At 64.2% G+C, this 15365-nt stretch carries 13 protein-coding genes; 6 read left to right on the plus strand and 7 right to left on the minus strand.

The features are described 5' to 3' along the window. Window positions 1-54 precede the first annotated feature (54 nt). Together BLR71_RS10570 and BLR71_RS10575 are read left to right on the plus strand one after the other, a co-directional pair. On the plus strand, window positions 55-2904 hold the full coding sequence (locus tag BLR71_RS10570) for a valine--tRNA ligase (protein WP_092525868.1): 2850 nt from the start codon (window positions 55-57) through the stop codon (window positions 2902-2904). A 361-nt stretch (window positions 2905-3265) separates the two neighbouring features. Continuing rightward, window positions 3266-3985 (plus strand): phosphatase PAP2 family protein, encoded by a 720-nt coding sequence (locus tag BLR71_RS10575; protein ID WP_092525869.1) that lies wholly within the window; start codon window positions 3266-3268, stop codon window positions 3983-3985. 82 nt (window positions 3986-4067) lie between these two features. Here BLR71_RS10575 and BLR71_RS10580 read toward each other — a convergent pair whose 3' ends face one another. Then, window positions 4068-4520 (minus strand): META domain-containing protein, encoded by a 453-nt coding sequence (locus tag BLR71_RS10580; protein ID WP_092525870.1) that lies wholly within the window; start codon window positions 4518-4520, stop codon window positions 4068-4070. 187 nt (window positions 4521-4707) lie between these two features. Between BLR71_RS10580 and BLR71_RS10585 the strand changes: the two genes are divergently transcribed. Next, window positions 4708-5112 (plus strand): DoxX family protein, encoded by a 405-nt coding sequence (locus tag BLR71_RS10585; RefSeq protein ID WP_092525871.1) that lies wholly within the window; start codon window positions 4708-4710, stop codon window positions 5110-5112. A 22-nt stretch (window positions 5113-5134) separates the two neighbouring features. On the opposite strand, the gene gloA is transcribed toward BLR71_RS10585, so the two are convergent. Beyond that, on the minus strand, window positions 5135-5575 hold the full coding sequence (gloA, locus tag BLR71_RS10590) for a lactoylglutathione lyase (RefSeq protein WP_092525872.1): 441 nt from the start codon (window positions 5573-5575) through the stop codon (window positions 5135-5137). A gap of 216 nt (window positions 5576-5791) precedes the next feature. Here gloA and BLR71_RS10595 point away from each other — a divergent pair, with 216 nt between their 5' ends. Further along, window positions 5792-6325: a DNA-3-methyladenine glycosylase I gene (locus tag BLR71_RS10595; protein ID WP_092525873.1), complete on the plus strand. Its 534-nt coding sequence runs from the start codon at window positions 5792-5794 to the stop codon at window positions 6323-6325. An 81-nt stretch (window positions 6326-6406) separates the two neighbouring features. After that, window positions 6407-7507 carry a metal-dependent hydrolase gene (locus tag BLR71_RS10600; RefSeq protein WP_092525874.1) on the plus strand — a complete coding sequence of 367 codons (1101 nt, stop codon included), beginning with the start codon at window positions 6407-6409 and terminating at the stop codon, window positions 7505-7507. 128 nt (window positions 7508-7635) lie between these two features. Here the strand turns inward: BLR71_RS10600 and BLR71_RS10605 are convergent, their stop codons facing one another. From BLR71_RS10605 to metE, 3 genes are all read right to left on the minus strand, one after another. Continuing rightward, complete coding sequence (locus BLR71_RS10605; RefSeq protein ID WP_092525875.1) at window positions 7636-8253, minus strand: FMN-dependent NADH-azoreductase; 618 nt, start codon at window positions 8251-8253, stop codon at window positions 7636-7638. A gap of 138 nt (window positions 8254-8391) precedes the next feature. Next, the gene (locus BLR71_RS10610) at window positions 8392-9222 is read right to left on the minus strand and encodes a COG3650 family protein (RefSeq protein WP_245696419.1); all 831 of its coding nucleotides are present in this window, start codon (window positions 9220-9222) and stop codon (window positions 8392-8394) included. A 134-nt stretch (window positions 9223-9356) separates the two neighbouring features. Continuing rightward, window positions 9357-11666, minus strand: a complete 2310-nt coding sequence (metE, locus tag BLR71_RS10615; protein WP_092525876.1) for a 5-methyltetrahydropteroyltriglutamate--homocysteine S-methyltransferase — start codon at window positions 11664-11666, stop codon at window positions 9357-9359. Window positions 11667-11799: 133 nt separating this feature from the next. Between metE and BLR71_RS10620 the strand changes: the two genes are divergently transcribed. Further along, window positions 11800-12714: a LysR family transcriptional regulator gene (locus tag BLR71_RS10620; protein WP_092525877.1), complete on the plus strand. Its 915-nt coding sequence runs from the start codon at window positions 11800-11802 to the stop codon at window positions 12712-12714. Here BLR71_RS10620 and BLR71_RS10625 read toward each other — a convergent pair. Beyond that, window positions 12701-14350: an ATP-binding protein gene (locus BLR71_RS10625; RefSeq protein ID WP_092525878.1), complete on the minus strand. Its 1650-nt coding sequence runs from the start codon at window positions 14348-14350 to the stop codon at window positions 12701-12703. The genes BLR71_RS10620 and BLR71_RS10625 overlap by 14 nt on opposite strands. Further along, window positions 14350-15096: a winged helix-turn-helix domain-containing protein gene (locus tag BLR71_RS10630; RefSeq protein WP_092525879.1), complete on the minus strand. Its 747-nt coding sequence runs from the start codon at window positions 15094-15096 to the stop codon at window positions 14350-14352. The genes BLR71_RS10625 and BLR71_RS10630 overlap by 1 nt, the downstream gene beginning before the upstream one ends. Window positions 15097-15365: the final 269 nt, after the last annotated feature.

The following is a 15365-nucleotide window of genomic DNA, read 5'->3' on the forward strand; positions in this document are numbered from 1 at the left end:
ACGGTCCGGCGTCGCTCCTCCTTTCAGGCAGCACTTCTTCAGGCAGAGTTTGCAATGGACAAGACCTACCAACCCGAACAGATCGAAACCCGCTGGTACCAGCGCTGGGAAGCCGACAACCGCTTCGCGCCGTCCGGCGAGGGCAAGCCCTTCTCGATCATGATTCCGCCGCCCAACGTGACCGGCAGCCTGCACATGGGCCACGCCTTCCAGGACACCATCATGGATACCCTGACGCGCTGGAAGCGGATGCAGGGTAACAACACCCTGTGGCAGGTAGGCACCGACCACGCCGGTATCGCCACCCAGATGCTGGTGGAGCGCAAGGTCGCCGCCGAGGAAGGCAAGAGCCGCCACGACCTGGGACGCGAAGCCTTCACCGACAAGATCTGGGAATGGAAGCAGGAATCCGGCGGCCACATCACCCGCCAGCTGCGCCGCATGGGCGCCAGCGTCGACTGGAGCCGCGAGCGCTTCACCATGGACGATGGCTTCTACAAGGCGGTGCAGGAAGTCTTTGTGCGTCTCTATGAAGAAAACCTGATCTATCGCGGCAAGCGCCTGGTCAACTGGGATCCGACCCTACACACCGCTATTTCCGATCTCGAGGTCGAAAACCGCGAGCAGCAGGGCCAGTTCTGGCATTTCCGCTACCCGCTGGCCGACGGCGTGACCACCGATGACGGCCGCGATCACCTGATCGTCGCCACCACCCGTCCCGAGACCCTGCTCGGCGACACCGGCGTGGCGGTCAACCCCAAGGATCCGCGCTTCGCCTCGCTGATCGGCAAGTTCATCACGCTGCCGCTGGTAGGCCGGCGCATCCCTATCGTCGCCGACGAGCATGCCGACATGGACAAGGGCTCGGGCTGTGTGAAGATCACCCCGGCCCACGACTTCAATGACTATGAGGTCGGCAAGCGCCAGGGACACCTGCTGATCAACGTGATGACTCAGGACGCCAAGATCCGCGAGCGCGCCGAGATCTTCGACCTGCAGGGCCGTCCACAGCCTGACGAAGACGCCAGCCTACCGGCCGCCTACTCAGGGCTCGACCGCTTCGCTGCCCGCGAGGCGCTGGTCGCCGACATGGAGGCCGCGGGCCTGCTCGAGAAAGTCGAGGCCGTTACCAACACCCTGCCCTACGGCGACCGTTCCGGTGATGTCATCGAGCCGCTGCTCACCGATCAGTGGTTCGTCGCCGTCGAGGAACTGGCCAAGCCGGCCATCGCCGCGGTCGAGAACGGCGACATCGAGTTCGTGCCCAAGAACTACGAAAACATGTACTTCGCCTGGATGCGCGACCTGCAGGACTGGTGTATCTCCCGCCAGCTGTGGTGGGGCCACCGCATCCCGGCCTGGTACGACGCCGCGGGCAAGGTCTACGTCGGCCGCACCGAGGCGGAAGTGCGCGACAAGCACGGCCTCGATGCCGACATCGCGCTCACTCAGGACGAAGACGTGCTGGACACCTGGTTCAGCTCCGGACTGTGGACCTTCGGCACTCTCGGCTGGCCCGAGCAGACGCCAGAACTGGCCACCTTCCACCCGACCAGCGTGCTGGTCACCGGCTTCGACATCATCTTCTTCTGGGTCGCCCGGATGATCATGATGACGCTGAAGTTCACCGGCGAGGTGCCCTTCAAGCAGGTCTACGTCCACGGTCTGGTACGCGACGCTCAGGGCCAGAAGATGTCCAAGTCCAAGGGCAACGTGCTGGATCCCATCGACCTGATCGACGGCATCAGCCTCGACGACCTGGTCGAGAAGCGCACCGGCAACATGATGCAGCCGCAGAAGGCCAAGGCGATCGCCAAGGCCACCCGAGGCGAGTTCAGCGAGGGCATCGAGCCCCACGGCACCGACGCGCTGCGCTTCACCTTCCTGTCCCAGGCCACCACCGGCCGCGACATCAAGTTCGACATGGGTCGCCTGGACGGCTACCGCAACTTCTGCAACAAGCTGTGGAACGCCTCGCGCTACGTGCTGATGAACGCCGAGGGCCAGGACACGGGGCTCGACCCTCAGGCAGAGATCGAACTGTCGCTGGCCGATCGCTTCATCATCTCGCGCCTGCAGCAGACCGAGGCCCAGGTCACCAAGGCATTGGAAGAGTTCCGCTTCGACCACGCCTCTCAGGCGCTTTATGACTTCGTCTGGAACGAGTACTGCGACTGGTACCTGGAGCTCTCCAAGCCGGTGCTGTGGGACGAAGCGGCCAGCGATGCCGCCAAGCGCGGCACCCGCCGCACCCTGGTGCGGGTGCTGGAAGCCATCCTGCGCCTGGCGCACCCGATGATGCCCTACATCTCCGAGGAGATCTGGCAGAGGGTGGCACCGCTGGCGGGCATCGACACCTCCGCCTCGCCCTCGATCATGACCCAGCCCTGGCCCCAGGCCGAGCAGGACAAGATCGACGAGCAGGCGACCCGCGATATCGAGTGGCTGAAGGGCGTGATCGTCGCCGTGCGTAATATCCGCGCCGAGATGAACATCGCACCGGGCAAGGCTCTCGAGGTGCTGCTGACCAAGGGCGAGGCCGGCGACCGGGAGCGCCTGGAGGCCAACCGCCGCTTCCTGGCGAAGCTCGCCAAGCTCGAGAGCGTGACCTGGCTCGACGATCCGGCTACCGCCCCGCTGTGCGCCACCCAACTGGTCGGCGAGATGGAAGTGCTGGTGCCGATGGCCGACTTGATCGACAAGGACGTGGAGCTCGCCCGCCTCGCCAAGGAGATCGAGAAGCAGGACAAGCTGATCACCGGCACCGAGAAGAAGCTCGGCAACGAGAGCTTCACCGCCAAGGCGCCTGAGGCGGTGGTGCAGAAGGAGCGCGACAAGCTGGCCGACTTCAAGGCCGCCCGCACCCTGCTGGCCGAGCAGCGCGACAAGATCGCCGCGCTTTGAGCCGCCTGAGAGGCGCGCCGCCTAGCCTAGCGAAGGCGGCCTCGTCTCATTGTTGATCACTCGGCCCCATCGCCTCGATGGGGCCGAGTCGTTTGCGTCGCGCCATCAGATTCAATGGCAGGTGCTGGCCTTAATCGTCGGCCCGGGGATCTGCGAACACTGTTCGTTATCACGGCCTTGGCCTATAATCCCGGGCTAATAAGGATTCGTTTCATAAGCCTCACGCTGTGCCCACCGCCTTCTGAACGCGCACGGGTCCCTGTGTGGGCCACCGGTGCCATGTCTACTGGCTAGCGCCCACGCCCTCAGCCGCGTCCATCTCGGTTCACTCAGCATCGCCATCACCCTCAAGGGAGTCATCGTGTCACCCGACCGCATTAATCTCAAACCTATCCTGGCCTTCAACCTGGCCGGTCTGCTGCTAGTCGTCAGTTGGGCGATTGGGCCTCTCAGCCCCCTGTGGAGTGCGCTCGACGCGCAGCTGTTCTGGCTGTTCAATGGCTGGATAACCCCCGAGAACATGGGGTGGAACCAGGTTCTGGCCCTGGTCAACACCCGCTACTTCGACGTAGTGTCGCTGGGCGTGCTGGGCCTGCTTTTCATCATGGCGATACGCTGCGACCCGCGCCCCCAGCGTTTATTCCACTGGGTCGCCATCGGCATTGCCATGCTGGTGACCGCTGGCCTTGTATCGGTGGCGATCAACGAGGCGGTTACTTACGGCCATCCCAGCCCGACGATTTATTTCGAGCAGGCCACCCACCTGACCGATCTCGTCAGCATCCCGACCAAGGATGAGGCCAACAACAGTTTTCCGGGCGATCACGGGCTGATGGTGATGATCTTCGCCGCCTTCATGATGCGTTTCGCCAATCGCCGCGTGGCCTTCTGGAGCATCGTCTCGGTGGTATTGCTCAGCGCCCCCCGCATACTGGTAGGCGCCCACTGGTTCAGCGACGTTTACGTCGGCGGGCTGAGCATTGCCCTGCTGATACTGCCCTGGGTGCTGTGCACCCCCGTCATTGTGGGTATGACGCGGCTCGCCGAAAAGGCGATGCGGCCCTTCTGGCGAGGCAATTGAGCGGCCACCCGTAAAGCGCGGCAGCTGAAAACGACGAGGCCGGCCTTCAAGGCCGGCCTCGCTTTCACGGCAGTACCACGTCTCAATTGGCGCGCCTGAAACCGCCCAATACTCGGCTATCGCGGCCAAACAGCACCAGCCGGTCGTGGTCGATCAGGTAGCGATAGGCGCCGTTAAGCATCGCCTCGACTCGCTGTGCATCATTACCGTTGGGGCAGGCCATCCGCGTCGAGGCCAGGTTCTCGACGCTGAAGCGATTGCCACTCTCGAGATTCAGCTCGCCGCTTATGCGGTTGCAGCCGTTGCTGCCCACCAGACGCAGCTGGCCGCCCTGGCGCACCACTTCGAAATAGGGGGTGTCGGGGTGCGTCCAGCGCTCACTGGTTCCCAACAGCAGCAGGTTCCAGCGCGGGCCCACCACGGGCGAGGCAGCGGTCGTGGTCGCACTGCTTTGATCGTACGTCGGTGTTGGAGCGCTGCTGCAGCCCGCCAGCAGGCCTGCCAGCACGACTCCCATCAACCATCCCTTATGCATCTTGATTCCTTTTGGTCATTCGCCACGTCGTTGAGTAAGGTGTCTTTCATTAGGTTCGCGGTCGCGTCACAGGGACTCTTGTATACTGGCCACTGCTGCCTCGCAAGGTGCTATCTGAACGCGTCGAACGCGCAATGCCAAGGCACCACTCGCAAGGAACGACCGACGCACCACAAGGAGAGACATCATGCTGCAAGCCCTGCATAACGACGCCTTCGGCAAGCTGATCCTGCGCATCGCCGTTGGCGGCCTGATACTGCTGCACGGCTTCGCCAAGCTGACCCACCCGGAAACCATGAGCTGGATCAGCGGCCTGCTCGATGGCTACGGGCTACCGCGTTTCCTCGCCTATGGCGTGCTGATCGGGGAAATCGTCGCCCCGGTCATGGCCATCGTCGGCTGGCAGACCCGCTTGGCCGGCCTGTTGATGACCGGCAACATGCTGGTGGCTTTCGTGCTGGTACATACCGGCGAGCTGTTCGAGCTCGGCGGCAGCGGTGGCTGGGCGCTGGAGCTTCAGGGCATGTTCCTTGCCGGCAGCCTGGCGCTGGTCTTCCTGGGCAGCGGGCGCATGGCCATGCGCCCGGACTGAGGACCGCAAGACAGGCGTACGCTTACCAGCTGCCGGTGTTCTCCATCGACGCCCAGGGCTCCTTGGGCGGCTGCGCATCGCCGGCCTGCAGCAGCTCGACAGAGATGCCGTCGGGGCTCTTCACGAACGCCATATGGCCGTCGCGGGGCGGACGATTGATGGTCACCCCGTTGGCCTGCAGGTGCTCGCACAGGGCATAGATGTCGTCGACGCGGTAGGCCAGATGGCCGAAGTTGCGACCGCCAGTGTACTCTTCCGGGTCCCAGTTATGGGTCAGCTCGACCATCGGCGCACGATCCTCCCGAGCTCGCGCCTCGTCGCCCGGCGCGGCAAGGAATACCAGCGTGAAGCGGCCCTTCTCACTGTCCTTGCGGCTGATCTCGGTGAGGCCGAGCAGGTCGCAGTAGAAATGCAGCGAAGCATCAAGGTCGCTGACCCGGACCATGGTGTGAAGATATTGCATCGGTACCTCTCCTGATAATGCGTGAACGGATGAATCAACGAGTGAATCAACCCGTGCGTTAAGGAATGCCACGCGCCTTGCCATGATGCGTGGAACGAACCCTGATCGCGAGGATCATTAAGATGCGTATCATAAGACGGCGGCGCCCATGAGGCGACGGCAGGCTCATGACGGCGAGCCGCAGGACCACGAGTTGACGAACGAAGAGGAGCTCCCTTGGCCCACTATTGCGACCTGGCCCCCGGGCATCCGTTCCACGGCCCCTATCATGACCACGACTACGGCTTTCCGGTCGAAGACGAGGCGACCCTGTTCGAACGGCTGGTGCTCGAGATCAACCAGGCCGGGCTGTCATGGCTGACCGTGCTCAAGAAGCGCGAGGCCTTCTTTGATGCCTTCCGGGGCTTCGATGTCGACCTGGTTGCCGCGTTCGATGACGACGACAGAGCGCGACTCTTGAGCGATGCCCGGATTATCCGCAATCGCCTGAAGGTCGAGGCCGCCATCCACAACGCCCAGGTGATCCAGCGGCTCAGGCAGGAGCACTCAAGCTTCCGTGGCTGGCTCGAGGCGCACCATCCCCTGCCCCACGGCGACTGGGTGAAGCTCTTCAAGCGCACCTTCCGCTTCACCGGCCCAGAGATCGTCAATGAGTTTCTGATGAGCACCGGCTACCTGCCCGGCGCCCACCGGGACGACTGCCCGGTACAGGCCCGCGTTCTGGCGGCGGCCCCGCCCTGGGCGCGCTGAGCGCTCTTTCCTCAACACCGAACGCACAGCCCCCTAACAGCTTATCCACAGGCTCTCATGAGCCCTCGCGAGGTGTCTCGAATGGACTCCATGACTCAGGTACTGCTCGGCGGCGCGGTCGGCGGGGCGGTGCTGGGGCGCCGACTCGGCCGCAAAGCCGTTATCGGTGGTGCGATGCTCGGCACCCTGCCCGACCTCGATGTGATGATCGACTTCGGCGATGCCGTCGCCAACTACACCTATCATCGCGGCTTCAGCCATTCACTCTGGGTGCTGGCGGGGCTCTCCACACTGCTGACAGCCATCACCGTGCTGCTGACGCGCTGGTATGGCCGCCGCCACCCTGCACGCCATGCCCCCAGGGGCGGCATCGCCTCGGTCACACCCGGCCACTGGTGGCTGTATTTCACCTTCTGCCTGCTGACGCACCCATTGCTGGATGCCTTCACCACCTACGGCACTCAGCTCTGGTGGCCGCTTGCCACACCGCCGGTCAGTTGGGCCTCGGTCTTCATCATCGACCCCCTGTACTCACTGCCGCTACTGGCCGCAGCGCTGATTGGCCTGATCAGCGGCCGGGTGGTCTGGGCGAGCCGGATTGGCCTGGCGCTGTCCTGCGCCTACCTGGCCTTCGGTCTCGGCGCCAAGGCGATGGTCGATGACCGGCTGACGCCGGTACTGGCCGAACGCGGCCTGGAATCCGCCCCGCGGCTGATTCAGCCCACGCCTTTCAACACCTTGCTGTGGCGAGCCACTATCATCGACGGTGATGTCTATCACGAGACGCTGATCAGCCTGCTCGACGACGCGCCGCCCGGCCTCGAGACCTTCAAGCGCGGCGAGGCGCTCGAAGAAGCGGCCCAGGCGACCGCCGACGGAGCACGACTGACCTGGTTCGCGGGCCCCTTTCTGCGCTATACCAGCCGCGAGCTGGATGGCGAGACCCTGCTGGTCGCCACCGATCTGCGCCTCGGCTTCCCCGGCTATCACCCTTTCAGCTTCACCCTGGCCAAGCGGGCGGGCAGCGACTGGCTGCCAGTGGCCAGCCAGCAGCTCGATGCCGGCAATCGCGGCACCCGGGAGGCGCTGGGTCAGTTGGCGCGCCGCGCCCTCAACCAGGCGCCACTCTGCCTTGGGGACTTCGTGTCGCCGCGCCTCGCCGTCGAGGCGCAAAGCTGTTGAGAAAGCACCTTGAGCCCCCTAACGAAACAGCGCGGCCCCGGTAACCGGGGCCGCGCTGTGTTTATCGGGGTATTGCCCATCTATCGCTCAGGCGTCACGGCAGCGCCATGCGCGGCTGAACTGCGCCGTTACAGGCGCTCGAGGTAGCCGTCGATGGCCTTGCGCGCCTCTTCCATGGTTTCGGCCGCCTGCTTGTCGCCCATCGCCAGCCCTTCGGCGAACACCATGTCGACGTCAGTGATGCCCATCAGACCCAGCATCGACTTGAGGTGCGGCGTCTGCGAGTCCATTTCGGTGCCGGCATACTGACCGCCACGGGTGGTCAGCACCAGGGCACGCTTGCCCTCTACCAGCCCCTGCGGGCCGTTTTCGGTATAGCGGAAGGTCTGGCCGGCACGCAGGATGCGGTCGAACCACGCCTTGAGCTGGCTGGGGATGCCCAGGTTATAGAGCGGTGCCGCCAGGACCAGCACATCGTGGTCGCGCAATTCCTGAATCAGCGAGTCGGAGCGCTTGGCGAGGGCCACCTGCTGCTCATTGCGCTCGGCGGGATCCACGCCCCAGCTGGACAGCTCCTCGATGCCGAGGTGCGGAAGCTCGTGATCGATCAGGTCACGCTCCGTCACGGTGACGTCACCGCGGCCCTCGAGGCCCTTCAAGAGATGGCCGGTCAGCGCGCGGGATTGGCTGTTCTCGCCGAGAATGGAAGACGAAACGACAAGTACCTTAGTGGACGAAGCAGTCATGAACATCTCCTTTGAAAGCGGGGTATCAAGCAATGACGTCCATTTTAGGTGCATGCCGTGACATGAAAAGCGCAAAAATCCGCGCCTTCCATGCGACAAAATAGAAAGAAATACCGACAGACTGAGACTAAGGTGGTATCAGGGCGCGATCCCCTGACCACAACCCCGATAGGTCTTGCCATCGACATCGAGGGTCACCCGCACCGGAAAAGGCTCGCCGCTCATGCTGTCGAAGCAGGCGCGAGCCTCGAGCTCCAGGCTAAAGGGCGTATCGGCACGACCGCTGGCCAAGGTCACCCGGCCCCGCTCGTTGTCCAGTGAGGTCACCCGGTAGGGTGACTCGATCTCGCGTTCGCCGTTATCGAGCATCAACGATAGGTGCGGCGCATCGTGATCCAGACGCACCGTCCAACCAGGCTCGTTGCCACGACCATGGAACATCACCCCGGGGCGCTGGGCCCGGGTCAATGCCGTCCGGGTCTGGTCCCGCTGGCATTCGAGCCGGCCGCGATCGCTCTCGACCATCGCCTCGCCGCCCTTCTCCCAAAAGCTCAGGTCGTCCTTTACGTAGCGGCTACCGGACGCGACCACGGCTGGCGTCAGCCGATAGGCATCGTAGGCCGACCACAGCCGCAGCTCGCCCTCTGGAAACGCCGTGACCAGATCCTGAGCGGGCGTGCAGCGCCAGGCTTCGAAGCGCTCCGCGTTGCCGGCGAAGAAGGCCGATGGCATCAGCGGCGCCTTGGTCGCATCACTCGGCGCGGTCGCCTCGTCCTTTTGAGTTGCCGAAGAGGCACTGACATCGCTGACCACGGGGGCCGCACTGTCGGACTGGGGAGCCCCGGCACAGCCCGCCAGCAAAACGCTCAGGCCGAGGGCGGTCATCCGCAGGGATGAGGATACGCCAATGGATGAAGGATGGGCGGAAACGGCGGCGCCGCAAGGCGCCGTGCGGGACAACAGGGGCATGCAACCTCCTTGTCGGTGGAAGAATCCTGGCCGATGAAGAATCCTGGTCGGCGAAAATGCCGGATAGGCCCAAGCATAACAGGGGCCGACGCCCTTGGCGCCGACCCCTGAAGGGTTTTCCCTAGTATCGCGCCTCAGCCGTGGCGACGCCGCAATACCCGGGCAGCCTCGACCATGTGGGTGAGCGCGGGTTCGACCTCGGCCCAGCCACGCGTCTTGAGGCCGCAGTCCGGGTTCACCCACAGCCGCTGGGCGGGAATCCTGTCGAGCGCTTTCTCCATCAGCGCCACCATCCAGTCGACCTCGGGAATGTTCGGGGTGTGGATATCGTAGACGCCCGGGCCGATCTCATTGGGATAGGCGAATTCCTGGAAGGCATCCAACAGTTCCATGTCGGACCGCGAGGTTTCGATGGTGATGACGTCGGCATCCAGCGCGGCGATCGCACCAATGATGTCGTTGAACTCCGAATAGCACATGTGGGTATGAATCTGGGTCTCGTCACGCACTCCGGCCGCCGAGAGCTTGAAGGCATTCACCGCCCAGTCGAGATAGTCCTGCCAATCGCCCTGGCGCAGCGGCAAGCCTTCGCGCAGCGCCGGTTCGTCGATCTGGATCACCGCAATGCCAGCGGCCTCCAGATCCGTGACCTCGTCGCGCAGCGCCAGCGCGATCTGCCGGCAGGTGGTGGCCCGCGGCTGGTCGTCGCGCACGAAGGACCACTGCAGGATGGTCACCGGCCCGGTCAGCATGCCCTTCATCGGCTTGTCGGTGAGCGACTGGGCATATTCGCTCCAGCGCACCGTCATGGCGGCCGGGCGGGTGATATCGCCGAAGATCACCGGCGGCTTGACGCAACGCGAGCCATAGCTCTGCACCCAGCCGAAGCGCGAAAAGGCCACGCCATCGAGCTGCTCGCCGAAATACTCGACCATATCGTTGCGCTCGGCCTCACCATGCACCGGCACATCCAGGCCCAGCGCCTCCTGACGAGCGACGACGTGGGCGATTTCCTCGCGCATACAGGCTTCATAGGCCTCGAGCGTGATCTCACCGGCCTTGAAGGCACGCCGCGTCGCGCGAATATCGCCGGTCTGGGGGAAGGAGCCGATGGTCGTGGTCGGAAACAGCGGCAGCTGCAGTCGCCGCGCCTGCTTAGGCGCTCGCTCCGGGTAGGCGCTGGCCCGTTCGGCATCGGCCGCCGTGGTGGCGGCGAGGCGTGCGGCCACGTCCGGGCGATGGATGCGCGTCGAGGCCCGCCGGGCCTCCAAGGCTTCACTGGCCTCTGCCAGCCGCTGCCGATCCTCTGGCGTCGCACGCTGATCGATCAGGCGCGCAAGGCTCACCACTTCATCGAGCTTCTGGCGGGCGAAGGCCAGCCAGCCGCGCAGCTCCGGGTCCAGGGTCGCGCCCTCGCCCACCTCCCGGGCAAGATCCACCGGCACATGCAGCAAGGAGCAGCTCGGCGCCAGCCACAGCCGGTCGCCGAGGCGAAGTCGTGCCTCGGAGAGCCGCTCACGCAGCAGGGCGAGATCGGCACGCCAGATGTTGCGGCCATCAATGGCGCCGACCGACAGCACCTTGTAGCTCGGCAGGTTGTCGAGCACCGCGGTGAGCTGCTCGGGCGCGCGCACCGCATCGATATGCAGGCCGTCCACCGGCAGCCCGACGGTCAGGCGAAGGTTGTCCCCAAGGGCGCCGAAGTAGGTCGCCAGCAGCAGCTTGACCGGGGCATTGCCGAGCTGGTTATAGGCGGTCTCGTAGGCCTCTTTCCAGGCCTGGGGCAAATCCTGAACCAGCGCGGGCTCATCCAGCTGCACCCATTCCACGCCCTGACCGGCGAGACGCGCCAGCACCTGACCATAGACCGGCAGGATGGCGTCCAGCAGCTCGAGGCGCGAGAAGTCCTCGCGACCGTCCTTCTCCTTGCCGAGCCATAGCCAGGTCAGCGGGCCGGTCAGGGTGACCTTGATTCGATGCCCGGCGCCCTTGGCCTCCTCGACCTCGTCGAAGAGGCGCTCGCTCGACAGTCGAAAGCGCTGGCCTTCGTGCAGCTCGGGCACCAAATAGTGGTAGTTGGTATCGAAGTACTTGGTCATCTCGCAGGCGGCGGCCGGGGTGCCTGTCGGAGCGCGGCCGCGGGCCATGCGGAAGGTGGTGTCCAGGTCGACCACAGCCGGTGCGTCTTGCTCGGTGAAGCGCCTGGGCACGGCACCCAGCAGCGCCGAGACGTTGAGCACTTGATCGTAGAAGGCGAAGTCGCCAACGGTGATGAAGTCGAGACCGGCGGCCTGCTGGTCCTGCCAGTGGCGAGCGCGCAGCGCGCGGCCCTCGGCTTCCAGCGCTGCCTGGTCGATATCGCCCTTCCAATAGGCCTCGGTGGCTTTCTTCAGTTCGCGGTCGGCACCGATGCGCGGATAGCCGAGAATGTGAGCCAGCGTCATGGTTATTCCTTTGTGTAATTAAGAGATACACTTGGCAATGAATTCGCCATAAGCGATGAAGGAAGTTTCGCTGGCCGCTGATAGTGAATCAAACTAAATTATCTAATCTACAACATGAAAAGCGCTCACCCACATGCTGGAACTCCGCCATCTTCGTACCCTGATTGCTCTGCGTGATGCCGGCTCGCTGGTGGAAGCCGCCGAGCGGGTCCACTTGACCCAGTCGGCCCTCTCCCATCAGCTCAAGGATCTCGAGGAGCGCCTGGGCAATCCGCTGTTCCTGCGCAAGACCCGGCCGGTGGAGTTCACCCGCGCCGGCCAGCGCCTGCTGGCTCTTGCCGAGCAGGTCCTGCCCGAGGTGCGCATGGCCGAGCGAGACCTGGCGAGGCTCGCCGGCGACGAGCGAGGCCGGCTGCACATGGCCATCGAGTGCCACAGCTGCTTTCAGTGGCTGATGCCCACCATCGACTACTTCCGCGATCACTGGCCCGAGGTCGAGGTCGATATCCCCAGCGGCCACAACTTCGACCCGCTGCCGGCGCTGGCCCGCGAGCAGCTCGACCTGGTGATCACCGCCGATCCTCAGCCGCTGCCTGGGGTGCACTACGAGCCGCTGTTTCGCTACGAGGGGCTGTTGGCGGTCGCCAAACAGCACCGCCTGGCCGGCAAGACCTGGATCGGCCCCGCTGAGCTCGCCAACGAGACACTGATCACCTACCCGGTGGAGCACACCCGGCTCGATGTCTTCACGCAGTTTCTCGACCCGGCCGGGGTGCGCCCCCAGGAGATCCGCACCGCCGAGCTGACCATCATGATGATGCAGCTGGTGGCCAGCGGACGCGGCGTCTGTGCGCTGCCGAGCTGGGCGCTGACCGAATACCTGGAACGGGACTATGTGCGCGCCGTGGCGCTGGGGGAACAGGGCATGTGGAGTACGCTGTTCGCGGCGATCCGTGAGGACAGCCGCGACGCACCCTGGATGGAAGACTTTCTGCGTACCGCGCGCGAGACCTCGTTCGCGGTACTGGAGGGCATCAAGCCGGCGTGACGCCGGCCTGCTTGAGGGGCAGCAGCAGGCTAAAGCGCGCGCCGCCGAGAGAAGGACTATCGTCGACCATCACGCTGCCGCCGTGCCAGAGCATCACCTTGTGAACGATCGACAGGCCCAGGCCATAGCCGCCTGAGCGCCGGGTGCGGCTGTCGTCGAGCCGAGCAAAGGGCTTGAAGATCTCCTCGCGCTCGCCAACCGGCACGCCAGGCCCGTCATCCTCGACGTCCAACCGCGCCACCTGACCATCGTCACTCAGGGTCAACCTGACCTGGCTAGCGGCATGCCGGCAGGCGTTGGCGACCAGGTTCTGCAGCGCCCGTTGCAGATAGCGGGGGTCTGCCACCACCTCGACAGAAGGGCCTGGCGTCACTTGCAGCGAGAGCTTGGCATGCAGCGGCGCCAGCGCCTCGACCACGTTGTCGGCCAGATCCCGGCAATCGACCAGCTCCGCTTCCTGCAGCACGCCCTGGGCGTGATCATTGCCAAGCTTGGCGTAGGTGAGGATCTCGTCGATCAGGCCGTCGAGCTCCTCGATGTCGCCGTCGATGCCGGAGAGCTGACGCCGAACTGGCCCGCTGTCGGTCATGTCCTCGACCATTTGCACGGCGAAACGGATCCGCGCCACCGGGGTGCGCAATTCATGCGACACCGCGCGAATCATCTCCTGCTGGGCCCTCAAAAGCGCCTGCACCTGAGAAGCCATGCCGTTGAAGGCCATGCCGACCCGCCCCAGGAAGTCGCCGCTCTCGACCTTGACCCGGGTGTTCAGGTGGCCACAGGCGATTCGCGTGGCGGCCTGTTCGAGACGCGCCATTCGCGATTCCACACCCCGCACGATCATGTAGATGATCCCTGCCAGCACGCCCAGCATGGCGACCAGCAGCGACAACGACAGCGACAGCGACATGGGCTCGAAAGCCGCCAGCGGCCCTACCTCGACCCACTGGATGCCTCCATCGGCAGCGGGAAGGCGCAGATACAGCGTCATCGCCCAGCGCTGGGGCAGCAGTTGAATCACCACCTCGGTATCACGCAGGCGGGCAATCTGGGCGGCGGGAAGATCATCGGGAGGTGCGTCGGTGAGCTGGGCCTTGATCACCGGGCTCTGGAGGCGCTCGAGACGCTCGAGGCGCGCTTGGCCATCGACCTCGCCCAGCCACTCGCCGAGCTGGCGAGCCAGGCCCAGCAACTGCTGCTCCGATAGGCTCGCGAGTTCGGCACGCAGCATCCAAGTCTCGCCAGGCAGCTGGCGATACAGCTTCCAGCCCTGGCCATCGGCTCCACTGACCTCATCCACTAGGGTGCGGCCATTCTCGAGGCTGGTGCGCTGAAAGAAATTGAGCGGGTAATTGCGGGTATCGTGCAGGCTCAACGTCATCGACAGCTGCTGGCTCTTGCTGGCCAGCCAGGCGTCACGACGAGGCAACGGCAGAGCCGCCAACTGAAGCGAAAGCATCGCCATCGGCGCTTCTGCCAACTGCTCGCGATAGTGGTCATGGCGAACCTTGTCGACCAGCGCGAAGGTCGACAGGGCAAGAGCAAAAGTCAGCACCAGTGCCAGCGCCAACCAGACATAGACTCGCAGGAAGGCGCTGTCGGCCAGTGGCCGCGGCAGCAGGCGGGAGAGCATCATCAGCTATCCTTGACGAACAGGTAACCCTTGCTGCGGACGGTCTTGATGCGGTGCGGCTGGTTGGGGTCGTCCCCGACCTTGGGCCGAATGCGCGACACCCTTACGTCAATGGAACGGTCCTGGCCGTCATATTTAATGCCGCGCAGCTGCGAGAAAATCTCCTCGCGGGTGAGCACCCGGCCGGCATTGCTCGCCAACAGCCACAGCAAATCGAACTCGGCGCTGGTCAAATCAATGCGCTCGCCTTCGAGCCAGGCCTCGCGAGTGGCGCTATCGATTTCCAGGTTACTGAAGGTCAGGCGCCCTTCGCCGGCCGGGATGCTGACATCGGCGCGGCGCATCAATGCCCGCATACGTGCCAATAGCACCCTGGGCTGCACGGGCTTGGGCACGTAGTCATCGGCGCCCATCTCCAGCCCCAGCACCTGGTCCATGTCATCGGTGCGGGCGGTCAACATCAGAATCGGACCGTCATAGTCTGGCCTTGCCCGGCGGCAGATCGACAGACCGTCTTCGCCTGGCAGCATCAGGTCGAGGATCACCAGGTCCGGCTGCAATTCGACGATCCTTTCGACCCCCTTGGCTCCATCGGCCTCTACCGTCACGGTGAAGCCATTGGCCTCGAGATAGTCTCGCGTGAGCTCCGCGAGTCGCTCGTCGTCCTCGATGATCAGGACATGATCGTGGTCATTGCTTAGCACGCTCTCGCTCGCTCCTCGTTGACGTCCAGTTACTGCGATTGTCATTGGATAGCATATACCAGTCTGCATGATACCCCAGCAAAGCGGTTTTGGCTGTTATTGAGACGCATTGGACTATGGGATGCCTCCAATGAAAAAACCCTCAACCGCTCTAGGATGCGGACTCCACGCAGCCGATTTCTCGCCCCCAAGTCAGGCACAAGATACCCACAGGTTATCCACTTGATGAAAGCTCTCGAGCACACTATCTTGTGCTGCATATCAGAAACGACACAAGATAGTGTGCTCCTAGCAACTCAGAGCACTACTGTCAA

It is taken from the genome of Onishia taeanensis (genome assembly GCF_900100755.1).
In the GTDB taxonomy this organism is placed as follows: Bacteria; Pseudomonadota; Gammaproteobacteria; order Pseudomonadales; family Halomonadaceae; genus Onishia; species Onishia taeanensis.

Bases quoted from the DNA above. Each gene is read 5' to 3' on its own strand.
- BLR71_RS10605 (WP_092525875.1), bottom strand. From the start codon at position 8,253: ATGACTGCTTCGTCCACTAAGGTACTTGTCGTTTCGTCTTCCATTCTC.
- BLR71_RS10620 (WP_092525877.1), top strand. From the start codon at position 11,800: ATGCTGGAACTCCGCCATCTTCGTACCCTGATTGCTCTGCGTGATGCC.
- BLR71_RS10600 (WP_092525874.1), top strand. From the start codon at position 6,407: ATGGACTCCATGACTCAGGTACTGCTCGGCGGCGCGGTCGGCGGGGCG.
- BLR71_RS10570 (WP_092525868.1), top strand. From the start codon at position 55: ATGGACAAGACCTACCAACCCGAACAGATCGAAACCCGCTGGTACCAG.
- metE (WP_092525876.1), bottom strand. From the start codon at position 11,666: ATGACGCTGGCTCACATTCTCGGCTATCCGCGCATCGGTGCCGACCGC.
- BLR71_RS10630 (WP_092525879.1), bottom strand. From the start codon at position 15,096: ATGACAATCGCAGTAACTGGACGTCAACGAGGAGCGAGCGAGAGCGTG.
- BLR71_RS10625 (WP_092525878.1), bottom strand. From the start codon at position 14,350: ATGATGCTCTCCCGCCTGCTGCCGCGGCCACTGGCCGACAGCGCCTTC.
- BLR71_RS10610 (WP_245696419.1), bottom strand. From the start codon at position 9,222: ATGCCCCTGTTGTCCCGCACGGCGCCTTGCGGCGCCGCCGTTTCCGCC.
- BLR71_RS10585 (WP_092525871.1), top strand. From the start codon at position 4,708: ATGCTGCAAGCCCTGCATAACGACGCCTTCGGCAAGCTGATCCTGCGC.
- gloA (WP_092525872.1), bottom strand. From the start codon at position 5,575: ATGCAATATCTTCACACCATGGTCCGGGTCAGCGACCTTGATGCTTCG.
- BLR71_RS10580 (WP_092525870.1), bottom strand. From the start codon at position 4,520: ATGCATAAGGGATGGTTGATGGGAGTCGTGCTGGCAGGCCTGCTGGCG.